Below are 12,675 nucleotides of genomic sequence, written 5' to 3' on the forward strand. Positions count from 1 at the left end.
TTACGCCGCCTGACCGTCATAATCGGTATAGCCCTTGGCTTCGAGCTGCAGCGCCAGATCCTTGTCGCCGCTTTCGACGATCCGGCCATCCGAGAAGACGTGCACGACATCGGGGACGATGTGGTTGAGGAGGCGCTGGTAGTGGGTGATGACGACCATGGAGCGCTTGCCATCGCGGAGCGCATTCACACCCTTCGAAACGACCTGCAGCGCGTCGATGTCGAGACCGGAATCGGTTTCGTCGAGCACGGCCAGAGCTGGCTTGAGGAGCGCCATCTGCATGATCTCGGCGCGCTTCTTTTCCCCGCCCGAGAAGCCGACATTGAGCGGGCGCTTGAGCATGGCGCTATCGACGTTGAGCTGAGCGCCGGCTTCCTTGACGGCACGCATGAAATCGGGCGTCGAGAGTTCGCCCTCGCCGCGCGCCTTGCGCTGGGCGTTGATGGCGGCCTTGAGGAAGGTCATGGTCGCGACGCCAGGAATTTCGATCGGGTACTGGAAGGCGAGGAAGATGCCGGCAGCAGCGCGCTCGGCAGGCTCCATCTCAAGAATGCTTTCTCCATTGAGGAGGATTTCGCCCTCGGTGATCTCATAGTCTTCCTTGCCCGCAAGGACATATGACAGGGTCGACTTGCCCGAGCCGTTGCGGCCCATGATGGCGTGGACTTCGCCCTGCGGGATCACGAGATTGACCCCCTTGAGGATTTCGCGATCCTCAATGCGGGCGTGCAGGTTGCGGATTTCAAGAACGGGAGTGGTCATTTGCTTCTCCGTGGCGCCAATTAGTCGCCGGTGTTTGTCTGAAAGCCCCCTCACCCGCCCTTCGGGCGACCTCTCCCCCAGAGGGAGAGGTGGAGTTGGCCGCGATTTTTGTTTTAGCCGACTGAACCTTCGAGGCTGATCGAGATCAGCTTTTGGGTTTCGACCATGAATTCCATCGGCAGGTGCTGGAGCACGTCGCGAACGAAACCGTTGACGATCAGAGCCACAGCTTCTTCCTCGTTGAGGCCGCGCTGGAGGCAATAGAACATCTGGTCGTCGGAGATTTTCGAGGTCGTCGCTTCGTGCTCGAAGACGGCGGTGCCGTTGCGGCTTTCGATATAGGGAACCGTGTGGGCGCCGCACTTGTCGCCGATGAGGAGCGAGTCGCACTGGGTGAAGTTGCGGGCGTTCCTGGCCTTGGCATGCGCCGAGACCTGCCCGCGATAGGTATTGTCCGAGAAGCCGGCGGCGATACCCTTGGAGATGATACGGCTCGACGTGTTTTTGCCCAGGTGGATCATCTTGGTGCCGCTATCAACCTGCTGATAGCCGTTCGAAATGGCGATCGAGTAAAATTCGCCACGCGAACCGTCGCCGCGCAGGATGCAGCTCGGATATTTCCAGGTGATGGCCGAACCGGTTTCGACCTGGGTCCAGGAAATGTGCGAATTGACGCCACGGCAATCGCCACGCTTGGTGACGAAATTGTAGATGCCGCCCTTGCCGTCCTTGTCGCCCGGATACCAGTTTTGGACGGTGGAGTACTTGATCTCGGCATTGTCGAGGGCGACCAGCTCGACAACGGCGGCGTGAAGCTGGTTTTCGTCGCGCGACGGTGCGGTGCAGCCTTCGAGATAGGAGACATAGCTGTCATCGTCGGCGATGATCAGCGTGCGCTCGAACTGGCCGGTGTTCTTTTCGTTGATGCGGAAATAGGTCGACAGCTCCATGGGGCAGCGGACGCCCTTGGGGATGTAGACGAAGGACCCATCGGTGAAGACGGCCGAATTCAGCGTCGCATAGTAATTGTCCGAGACCGGAACGACGGTGCCGAGATACTGCTTTACGAGCTCGGGGTGCTCGCGCACGGCTTCCGAGATCGAACAGAAAATGATGCCGACCTTGGCCAGTTCTTCGCGGAAGGTGGTGACGACGGAGACCGAGTCGAACACAGCGTCGACAGCGACATTGGCACCAAAAGGCGTGCCGACGGATTCGGCAGCGCCTTCGACACCGGCGAGAATCGCCTGCTCTTTCAGCGGAATGCCGAGCTTGGCATAGGTCTTGAGCAGTTCAGGATCGACTTCATCGAGGCTTTTCGGACCCTTGAAGCTCTTTGGAGCCGCGTAGAAGCTGATCTGCTGCAGGTCGATCTTGGGATAGTGGAGCTTGGCCCAGTTTGGTTCTTCAAGCGTCTGAAAGCGTCGGAAAGCGTCGAGGCGCCATTCCAGCATCCATTCCGGCTCTTCTTTCTTGGCCGAGATGAAGCGAACGGTTTCTTCGGTGAGGCCGGGCGGCAGCACGTCGGACTCGATATCGGATTCGAAGCCGTACTTGTATTTGTCGACGTCGAGGGCGAGCACCTGCTCAACCGTTTCGCGATCGATCTCTTCCTTGAGCGTCGGAATATCGTAGTCCGCCATCAGGCTTCTCCTTTGTGCCCATCGACGGTTCAAGGCCGCCGCGAACGAAGTCTCTATCTATAAGCGGCTAGGCCGCTTTTCCCGCGCGCCGCTGGCGAACGAGGATCGTTTCAAATCCGGCAAGGAATGCATCGGCATCCGCCAGTGTGGAATTCCAGCCGAAGCTGACGCGCAGGGCGCATTCGGCGAGATCGCGCGAGACGCCCATGGCAAGAAGCACATGGCTCGCGCCGACCTTGCCCGAAGAACAGGCCGAGCCGGACGAAACGGAAAGCCCCGCAAGGTCCAGCGCCATCATCGCCGTCGAACTGCGAATACCCGGCACGGCGAAATTGACGACATTGCCGACGCGGCTTGTTGCCTCGCCAAAGATGACAGTATCGGGCGCCATGGCCTTCAACCCGTCCTCGACGCGCTTGGTCAAAACCTCAAGGGCACTCATATCCATGCGCTCTGCCGCGGCCGCCGCGCCAAAGGCGGAAATCAGCGCTGCCGATTCCGTGCCGCCGCGACGGCCCTGTTCCTGGCCACCACCAGGGATCAGGCGGACCGTGTCGGCGTGGCCTTTGACCAAGAGCGCACCGATCCCAGCCGGCGCGCCGATCTTGTGGCCGCTGATGGCCACCATATCGGCAGCCGAAGCAGCGAAATCCAGATCGAGCTTGCCCAGCGCCTGGACCGCATCGACCACAAGTGTGTGACGGGTCGGACCAACGAGCACCGAGATCGCGCCGATGGGCTGGACGACGCCGGTTTCATTATTGACCCAATGCACCGCAACGAGGAGCGTCGTGCCGTCTTCGTCAGCTCTAGTGAGCACAGCGCGCAGTTGATCGAGATCAATGCTGCCATCGGGCAGAAGACCGATGGTATGGACAGGCAGGCCCGTGGCCTCGGCCGCCTTGGCGACCGCAGCATGCTCCCCAGCACTGATCGCCACGGCGCCTGCCGAAAAGGCTCTGGCGCCACCGACAATGGCTTGGGTAAGTGCCTCTGTGGCAGAGCCCGTAAAGACCACCTGACGCGTCTCGGCGCCAGCAAGGCGGGCGACCTGGGCGCGGCCGGTCTCGATGAGATCGCGCTGCTTGCGGCCATGGGCGTGAACGGAGGACGGATTGCCCGTCAAATCGAGCGCAGCAAGAAGCGCCGCACGCGCTTCAGGACGAAGCGGGGCGGTGGCGTTATGATCGAGATAGATGCTCTCTTTCGCCATCTGCCTTCTTGGGCCCACATGCCCGAAAGAACCGCATGTCTGGAATGAGCCAATGGAAAGGCCCGGAAACCAAACACTTCTTGAAATTTGCCGCCCACTTTCATTACAAGGGGCGCTCAACGTGGCCGCTCGCGGCCAAAAACCGAATTTCGAACCATTCTAAACTGGTTTTTTCGACCCATGTTTTAGGGATCGTCCCGCCCATAGTCAAGCGGCGCAGACGATTTCCTGACCAGTCGGATCAGCTTAGTGACAGAGCCGAAAAAGGCCAGAAAACACCATGCCTGAAGTTATCTTCAATGGCCCCGAGGGGCGCCTCGAAGGCCGGTACCAGCCGGGCAAGGAACCGAACGCGCCGATCGCCATCGTTTTGCATCCGCACCCGCAGTTCGGCGGGACGATGAACAATCAGATCGTCTACAATCTCTTCTATATGTTCGCTCAGCGCGGCTTTTCGGTCCTGCGCTTCAATTCGCGCGGCGTCGGCCGTTCGCAGGGCGTCTTCGATCACGGCATCGGTGAGCTTTCGGACGCGGCTGCCGCGCTCGATTGGCTGCAGATCATCAACCGCGAGTCGCGTGGCTGCTGGATCGCCGGCTTCTCGTTCGGCGCCTGGATCGGCATGCAACTCCTGATGCGCCGCCCGGAAGTCGAAGGCTTTATTTCGGTGTCGCCGCCGGAAAACCTCTATGACTTCTCGTTCCTCGCCCCCTGCCCGTCGTCGGGCCTGATCATCCATGGCGACAAGGACCGCGTGGCGCCGCCGCAATCGGTCCAGAAGCTGGTGGATAAGCTGAAGACGCAGAAGGGCATCACCATCGAACAGCAGATCGTTGAAGGAGCCAACCACTTCTACGAAGGTAAGGTGGATGAACTGACGACGGCCTGCGCAGAGTATCTCGACCGTCGCCGTCAGGAGATCGCGGACGGCGGCGGGCGCTAAAGAGAGCGCATTTTCGGGCGGTCATTCACTACCGCGCCCAGACATTCACGACGTCATTCCCGCGCAAGCGGGAATCTCCTGTCGCATCGCATGAGATCCCCGCTTGCGCGGGGATGACGCAGCGGAAAATGGACCGACGCGGCGAAGAACACGACATTTCCGGATCGCACCAATGACCAAATACAAATCCGACTTCCTCCGCGTCCTCGATGAGCGCGGTTTCATCCATCAGATTTCCGATCCCGAAGGGCTTGATCAGCTCGCGGCGACGCAGAAGATCACCGGCTATGTCGGCTATGACGCGACGGCGACCTCGATCCATATCGGCAATCTGATCACCGTCACCATGCTCTACTGGCTGCAGGAAACCGGTCACCAGGCGATCAGCCTGATGGGGGGCGGCACATCTATGGTGGGCGATCCGTCCTTCCGCGACGATCAGCGCAAGCTGCTCACGGTCGAGCAGATCGCCGAGAACATCGAGAGCATCAAGCGTGTCTACGGCAATATTCTCAACTATGGCGGCTCCAACCCCGCCATGATGGTGAACAACGCCGATTGGCTGCTGAAGCTGAACTACATCGAATTCCTCCGCGATGTCGGCCGGCACTTCTCGGTCAATCGCATGCTCTCGTTCGATTCGGTGAAGCTGCGGCTCGATCGCGAGCAGTCGCTGAGCTTTCTCGAATTCAACTACATGATCATGCAGGGCTACGACTTCACCGAACTCAACCGGCGCTATGGCACCGTGTTGCAGATGGGTGGATCGGACCAGTGGGGCAACATCATCAACGGTGTCGACCTCAGCCATCGCATGGGCGGGCCGCAGCTCTATGCGCTGACGACGCCATTGCTGACGAAGTCGTCCGGTGAAAAAATGGGCAAGTCGGCCTCAGGCGCCGTCTGGCTGAATGGCGATCTCTTCTCGCCTTATGATTTCTGGCAGTATTTCAGGAACACCGAAGACGCCGACGTCGTGAAATTCCTCAAGATTTTCACACGCCTGCCGATCTCGGAAATCGAGCGTATCGGTGCGCTCGGCGGCAATGAGATCAACGAGGCCAAGAAGATCCTCGCGACCGAAATCACCGCGATCGTTCACGGACGGGATGCGGCGATCCAGGCGGCAGCGACAGCGCTGGCGACCTTCGAATCGGGCGCTATCGATCTTTCCTTGCCGACGGCGGAGGTGACCCATGCTGAACTCGCCTCGGGCATCGGTATTTTGAATGCGCTGGTGAAGGCTGGTCTCGCAGCGTCAAACGGCGAAGCGCGCCGGCATGTCGCGTCGGGGGCTGTGAAGGTCAATGACGCAACGGTCGACGATGACAAGCTCAGCCTTGGCGACAACGCTTTGCTCGACGAGGGCGTTATCAAGCTTTCGGTCGGCAAGAAGCGGCATGCGCTGATCAAGCCAATCTAAGTTTTTATAGTCTTCGATTCTGGGCGTCGCACTTGGGTGCGGCGCCTTTTTTATTGCTGCGGGAGTTCGTTGGCGCGGAACTCGAAGAGCTCGCGGAAGGCCCCGGGGAGCAGCAGGGAGAGCGGGTTGATCTGGAACTGTGGCTGCTCGAGCGGGCCGCGCACGGCGAAGGTGACGCCGACAAGGCCCTCGCCATCGCGACCGCCGAGGAGCGGTCCGAGCAGTGGGATTTGCTGGAAGGCATTGTTGAGGCCGAAGAGCGGCACATAGGTACCGGTCAGATCGTATTGGCGCTTATCGGTATAGATGAAGCCGCGCATGGTGCCGCCGACCGTTGGGCCGGAGAGAATGCCGCGCGTGACTTCGACACGATCGCTACGGCGGATGAAGTCGATCTCGCCGGCTTCGAAATCGAGCCGGTTGTTGCGCGCTATGGCGGCGCGAGAATCGGAATGGTTGCCGAGGACCTGGGCGACATTGGCTTCATCGACGATGGCGAAATTTCTCATCAACAGGCGGCCGCCTTCGGCATCGGCGTCGCTGTCGGTGGTGAGGACGAGGCTGCCAGTGCCGCCGGCAAGCTGGGAATAGACCCCGAGGAAGCGGAGGACGGTGCCAGCATCGTTGAAGGCAACGGTCATCGTCCGGCCCTTGGGGGCGGGATTGGTGGTGACCGAAAGAGCGTTGCCCTCGCTGAACTGGGCCGAGAGCGTCGCACGGCGGAGGTTGGAGCCGCGAAGGCTGAGTTTGAGATCGACGTTGAAGGCGGTCGTCGCGTAGTAGCCCAGCGCCCGGTCAAGTTTGACGTCGAGGCTGAGCGCTTGGTTGATCTGCGTGGTGCGTACGCCGCCACTGCCCTGCCCGAGGCTGAAGAACTGGCTGAGCACGGGTTTTAAATCGAGTTGGGCGCCGCGGATCTGCACGTCGAAACCGCCATTGGCGGGTTTGAGAAACACCTGGGCATTGTCGCCTTCGCTGAGCGCTACCTTGCTGAACTCGGCGAGGACGAGGCCATCCTTGGTGCTGTAATCCGCCTTGCCGGCCAGTTGCACTGAGCCGAAGCCGACGGCGATGTCTTCGAGATGGGTCACGTCGCCGTCCGGGCGGACAGTGGCCGTGACGCTGCCCGGGGTGCCGGCGCTTTTGCGGATGCCGACATCCTTGAAGTCGAGGCCGGCATCGGCAAGATCGGCAGAAATCTTGATGCTGCCGTCAGCGGCGGGTTCGGCGATGAAGCGGAGGCTTCCCGACAGGAAGGACGAGGCATCGAAGCCGAAGGCGGCAAGATCGGCGACCTCGACGGTGGCGCCGAGCTTGAAGGCGGGGTCGGTCGTCGGTGTGCCGTCAACGGAAAGCTCGGCTTCCATGCCGTCGATGTCGGCCGAGCCGCCGAGGTGATAACCCTCTTGGGTCGCGGAGAAGCTCAATTGGCCATTGGCAATGGTGCGATCCTGGATCGGAGCGCTGCTGGCGAAATTGGCGACGGTGCCGTTGACGACATAGTCGATCTCCATCGGCTTGCCGGTGTCTTCGTTGGCAAGGCCGATGGTGGCGACGAGGCCGAGATCGACAGTACCTGTTAGCGTTGCTGGATCGATGGGCAATTCGGCTTGCGCCAGCGCATCGGGCTGCAACTGCTTGGTGATGGCCAGCAGCGCCGGAATGGGCGCAGAGAGATTGCCGGAAACCTCGAAAATGCTGTCATCGGGGGAAGAGCTGTCAAAGATCATCGCGGGGCGGCGGACATCGATCGTGCCGTCGGCCGTGTCGACCTTGCCGCCTTCGGCCGAGATGGTGACCTTGGAATCGTCGATCTGGAGGCGCGTAATGCCGTCGATCTTGATCGGATCCATGGCTTCGGTCGCGCGGACGGCGACGTTCTGCCCGGTCATGTCGATCTGCATGGCGCCATCGGGCAGCGGCTTGCCTTCGGCATCAGGTCCGAGCGAACCGACCGGGAAGTCAAAATTGAGCCGCGCTTCGACCACCTGGCCATTGGTGACATTGGCGACGAACCAGTCGCGGCTTTCCTGGCCCATGAAATAGGGCCAGATGCGCTTGATATCGTCGGCGCTGACGCCCTTACCGGCCACGCTGATCCTAGCGGAAAGGCCGGCCTGGAGCATGTCCATGCGGCCCTTGCTCTCGATGATCGCATCGCCCTTTCGCGCCACGAAGCGATCGATGCCCAAGGCACCATAGAGCGGCGCCGACCAGCCGGAAAAGTCCATGGTCTCGAATGGCAACTCCGGCGCGGCCATATCATTGGGATGGAGGGTTACATCGGTCGCCTTGATCGACATGCCGATGGTCGGGCCATAAGTGGCGTCGAGACCCATTGCGAAGGTGCCGGAAATCCGCGCATCGCTCTGGCCGATCTGGATGGCGGAATCGGCCAATTCGAATTGGCCAGTTTCAGGGCTCCAATCGATCACCATGATCGAACTGGCGACGGGGAAGTAATCTGTACCGATGCGCAGATCGACGCCCGTCAAATCGATGCGGAATTGGCCATCGACGAGCTTGCCGCCAGCAGGATCGAAGCCAATGTCGATTGAGAGCGCGCCGGCGCCACGCATCGCGGCCATGCTGGTTGCGTCGTCGATGAATGGCAAAAGCGCTGCGAAGTCGAGATTGAGCACATCGACCTTGAGCCGAGAGGTGCCATCATCAGCTAGGATACGATCGATCGTGCCGGAGACCTGACGGCCGCCGATTTGGGCGGCAAACGTGCCCGCGGTTTGCTTGCCATCCGCTGATGGGCCGATTTCGAGATCGACCTGATCAAAGCGCCGATAGAGCCCATAGACAGAGTCGGTCATGTCGATGGTCGCGTCGCGCACGATCAGTTTGGAGAATTGGCCTTGCGTGCTCATCTTGACGAAGTCGCTGAGCGCAACCTCGGTCGATTCAAGATTATAGACGAGCCAATCGTTGTCGGAGCGCAGCTTGGTGCCGTCAGCGCCCAGAGCCAGTCCCTTCTCGCCAATGCCGATGGGTGAATAGGCCTGATCGCCCTCGAGCACCCGGAGGGTCGGGACGCTGCCATCGGCGTTTTCGACGAGCTCCATATGGCCGAGGCGCGGCCCATGAAGATCCTGAACCAATTGGAGATGCGGGCCGACGACTGTGACCGAGGCCCCCGGCTGCCCCATCAGCGCGCGGAGCGGGGAGAAGCCGACCTCCAGCGCATCCATCGCGATTTGCGCGCCCGACTGGGTATCGTCGAGCACGACGGGAGAAAAGCGGACGACCGGCCAGACGCCACTTTCAACGGCAATCGAGAGATCGCCCATTTCGAGTTTCGACGTCGGGGGCAGCATGGATTGAACCACGTTCCGCACGGTATCGCCGGAGAATGGCAGACGGATCGGGGTGACCAGGAGGACGAGATAGAGAACCAGAAGCAGCGCAAAGAAGCCGCCAAAGATCCAGCCCAGTATTTTGAGCAGCCGGCGAGAGCGCGCAGGCGGAGGGGTAGATGTCAGTGATGGTGCGGGCTGATCGGCCGGAATTGTCACTCGCTCACGTCTATCCAGCTTGAGGAAACCTACAATACCGCAGAATTCCTCACAGAATCATTCACCCGCCGGGCTGCAATTGCACAATGATACCGGCTGGAATGTGGCGCCGACACCCTCTATTGGATCAGGGACTTGGGAGACCCACGATGACACATCTGAACCAAGGCGACCCTGCCCCGGACTTCACCTTGCCGCGCGACGATGGCAGCGTGTTCACGCTTTCGGCGCACCGGGGAAAGCGCGTTGTTCTGTTCTTTTATCCCGAGGATGATTCCGGCGGCTGCACCGACGAGAATGTCGAGTTTTCCAACCTGCTCGACGAGTATGAAGCGGCGGGCGCCGTGTTGCAGGGGATTTCGCCCGACGACATCGCCAAGCACCAGAAATTTCGCGCCAAGTATGACCTGCGGATCCCGCTCGTTGCCGATCCCGAGCGGCAAGCGATCGAAGCCTTTGGGCTCTGGCAGCTCAAGAAGCTTTATGGGCGGGAGTTCATGGGGCTCATCCGTACCAGTTTCATCATCGGCACCGACGGCAAAATCGAGCGGATCATCCGCGCCACGCGCATCAAGGGCCACGCCGCAAAAGTCCTTGGTGCCTTACGTGAAAACACGGCATCTGCCTGAAAACCCCCATCTTTCGGGGTTTCTTAACCATGAGCGCTCATAGTCTGCTTACCATAAGGTGGGCAGTGCGAGGGGCGCAAAGTGGTAGCGAAAGCCGGCTTCGGAAACCGCGGAAACAGAGCTAAGGCGCCGGTGCGCGGCATCCACCCTGCCCTGTTTTACGGCATGTTTGCCGTGCTGTTCGGCGGCAATGTCTTTGCCGGCACAGCGCTCTATCTCTCTCCCGATATCACGCGGATGCTCAACGGCCGGACCGATGAAGTGATCGGCGCCTATGAGGATCGCATCGCGCAGATGCGGGTCGAAATCGACCGGCTGCACTCGCGCAGCTTTGCCCAGACGGGCGACATCAACTTGCAGCTCCAGGAGCTATCGCAGCAGCAGGAAGTGCTGTTCGAGCAGCACCAGCTGGTCAAGGTCTTGGTGGAAAAAGCCGATGCGCTGGGCATTGCGGCCGCGGATATCGCGCCGCCGGCTGCTCCACAATCGGCCGACTTGGCGAGCCTGACCGGCAATCCCGATGTGGATGCGACGGCGCTCAGCATCGAGCGAATGATGGGCGAGACACAAATGGCGATGGATGGCATTGCCCAGGTCGCCTCGACCCGCGCAGACGAAATAGCCACCGAGATGCGCCAGCTTGGTATTCCGGTGACGCTGCCCGATGCCGATGACGAAGCGATGGGTGGTCCTTTGCTGCCAGCGCGCGATGATCTGGCCGGTACGCCGATGCTTGAAGATGCCAACGAGGTCATGTCGGCCCTGATGCGCTACAAGATGGCGCGGGAAACGCTCGATGATGCGCCGGTACATATGCCGATCAGCGGCACGTTCCGGCAAAGTTCGAACTTCGGCAATCGCCGCGATCCATTCACGGGATCACGGGCGTTTCACTCCGGCATCGACTTCTCCGCGCCGACAGGCACGACTGTGCTGAGCGCTGCGGCCGGAGTGGTCACCTATGTCGGGACGCGATCAGGCTATGGCATGGTTGTCGAGGTGACGCATGCGAATGGGCTGCTCACTCGCTATGCGCATTTGAGCGGTTATTTGTCGCAAGAAGGCCAGAAGGTCGATACCGGGACGCCCATCGCCAAAGTCGGGTCGACGGGACGTTCGACGGGGCCGCATCTGCATTTTGAAATCCGCAAGGCCGATGAGGCGATCAATCCCAAGGCGTTTTTGGACGCTGGGAAGCGGTTGGTTGCGGTGCTGGGGTGATTTCCGGATGGCTCGGTTCACCCCCTCCCGGCCTCCCCCATCAAGGGGGAGGTGACGGATCGAGTTTGGTTCACGACCCAGCCCAACGCGCCAGCCCGCACCTCCCCCTTGATGGGGGAGGCTGGGAGGGGGTGTTGCCCCCTCACCAAGTTTATTCGCTGGCTACGTCCGTTGCGACGCCAACGCGCTGGGCAAGTGCTGCTTCCATGAACTGGTCAAGGTCACCGTCGAGCACCACTGAAGGCTGGCCGCTTTCGACGCTGGTGCGGAGATCCTTGACCATCTGGTAGGGCTGCAAGACGTAGGATCGGATCTGGTGGCCCCAGCCGATATCGGTCTTGTTGGCCGCCTGAGCGTTTGCCGCTTCTTCGCGCTTTTGCATTTCCATCTCGTAGAGACGGGATTTCAGCATGGCCATGGCCGTTGCACGGTTCTTGTGCTGGCTGCGTTCCTGCTGGCACGCCACGATGATGCCCGAGGGCACGTGGGTGATGCGGATGGCGGAGTCGGTCGTGTTGACGTGCTGACCGCCGGCGCCGGAAGCGCGATAGGTGTCGACCTTGAGGTCGGCTTCGCGGATTTCGATATCGATGGAATCATCGATCACCGGATAGACCCAGCAGCTCGAAAAGCTGGTGTGTCGACGCGCGGCCGAATCGTAGGGACTGATGCGGACGAGGCGATGCACGCCGCTCTCGGTCTTGAGCCAGCCATAGGCATTGTGGCCCTTGATCTGAATGGTCGCGGACTTGATGCCAGCTTCTTCGCCGTTGTGCATTTCGAGCACTTCGACTTTCATTTTTCGGCGTTCGGCCCATCGGGTATACATGCGCAAAAGCATGTTGGCCCAATCCTGGCTCTCGGTGCCACCGGCGCCGGAGTGGATTTCGACATAGCAGTCATTGGCATCGACTTCGCCCGAAAGCAGCGTTTCGATCTGCCGGCGGCGGGCCGATTGCTTGAGTTCGATCAGCGCGCTTTCAGCATCACGCACGATATCGGCGTCGCCCTCGGCATCGCCGAGTTCGATCAATTCAACATTGTCACGAATGCCAGATTCGAGCTCGCGCACGGTCTTGACCGCCACATCGAGTTCGTCGCGCTCGCGCATGGTGACGCGTGCCTTTTCCGGATCGTTCCAGAAGTCGGGGGATTCAGTTTGCGCTGTCAGCGCGTCGAGACGGAGTTGTGCAGTATCCCAGTCAAAGATGCCTCCTCAGCAGGGTCAAAACCTGCTCGATTTCGGCGACGGTCTTTTCGATTTCCGCGCGCATTGAAAATTCCTTGTGTTCAGTGCGTCCCGTTTAAAGGAGCCGTGCC

Annotated in this window: 9 protein-coding genes; 4 read left to right on the forward strand and 5 right to left on the reverse strand. The window is 60.6% G+C overall.

Going from position 1 to position 12,675, the window contains the following annotated elements; genetic code table 11:
* The 3 genes from sufC to DevBK_RS05025 all read right to left on the reverse strand — a co-directional run bounded on the left by sufC (position 1) and on the right by DevBK_RS05025 (position 3,618).
* The gene (gene sufC, locus DevBK_RS05015) at positions 1-762 is read right to left on the reverse strand and encodes a Fe-S cluster assembly ATPase SufC (RefSeq protein WP_317184670.1); all 762 of its coding nucleotides are present in this window, start codon (positions 760-762) and stop codon (positions 1-3) included.
* Positions 763-875: 113 nt separating this feature from the next.
* Complete coding sequence (sufB, locus tag DevBK_RS05020; protein WP_062630265.1) at positions 876-2,405, reverse strand: Fe-S cluster assembly protein SufB; 1,530 nt, start codon at positions 2,403-2,405, stop codon at positions 876-878.
* 67 nt (positions 2,406-2,472) lie between these two features.
* Positions 2,473-3,618 carry a cysteine desulfurase family protein gene (locus DevBK_RS05025; protein ID WP_317184671.1) on the reverse strand — a complete coding sequence of 382 codons (1,146 nt, stop codon included), beginning with the start codon at positions 3,616-3,618 and terminating at the stop codon, positions 2,473-2,475.
* A 280-nt stretch (positions 3,619-3,898) separates the two neighbouring features.
* Between DevBK_RS05025 and DevBK_RS05030 the strand changes: the two genes are divergently transcribed.
* Complete coding sequence (locus DevBK_RS05030) at positions 3,899-4,561, forward strand: alpha/beta hydrolase (RefSeq protein ID WP_062630263.1); 663 nt, start codon at positions 3,899-3,901, stop codon at positions 4,559-4,561.
* 172 nt (positions 4,562-4,733) lie between these two features.
* A complete protein-coding gene (tyrS, locus tag DevBK_RS05035) occupies positions 4,734-5,984 on the forward strand; it encodes a tyrosine--tRNA ligase (RefSeq protein WP_061907316.1) in 1,251 nt (416 codons plus the stop codon).
* Between the two features lie 50 nt (positions 5,985-6,034).
* Here the strand turns inward: tyrS and DevBK_RS05040 are convergent, their stop codons facing one another.
* Positions 6,035-9,505: a DUF3971 domain-containing protein gene (locus DevBK_RS05040; protein ID WP_317184672.1), complete on the reverse strand. Its 3,471-nt coding sequence runs from the start codon at positions 9,503-9,505 to the stop codon at positions 6,035-6,037.
* 149 nt (positions 9,506-9,654) lie between these two features.
* Between DevBK_RS05040 and DevBK_RS05045 the strand changes: the two genes are divergently transcribed.
* A complete protein-coding gene (locus DevBK_RS05045; RefSeq protein ID WP_317184673.1) occupies positions 9,655-10,134 on the forward strand; it encodes a peroxiredoxin in 480 nt (159 codons plus the stop codon).
* An 81-nt stretch (positions 10,135-10,215) separates the two neighbouring features.
* Positions 10,216-11,355, forward strand: a complete 1,140-nt coding sequence (locus DevBK_RS05050; RefSeq protein ID WP_317184674.1) for a M23 family metallopeptidase — start codon at positions 10,216-10,218, stop codon at positions 11,353-11,355.
* Positions 11,356-11,506: 151 nt separating this feature from the next.
* Here the strand turns inward: DevBK_RS05050 and prfB are convergent.
* Positions 11,507-12,629 (reverse strand): peptide chain release factor 2 gene (gene prfB, locus DevBK_RS05055; RefSeq protein ID WP_317184675.1). Its coding sequence is split into 2 segments (ribosomal slippage): positions 11,507-12,559 and positions 12,561-12,629, totalling 1,122 coding nucleotides; the frame shifts between segments, so codons are not numbered across the junction.
* Positions 12,630-12,675: the final 46 nt, after the last annotated feature.

This window comes from Devosia sp. BK (genome assembly GCF_032907385.1).
GTDB lineage: Bacteria > Pseudomonadota > Alphaproteobacteria > Rhizobiales > Devosiaceae > Devosia.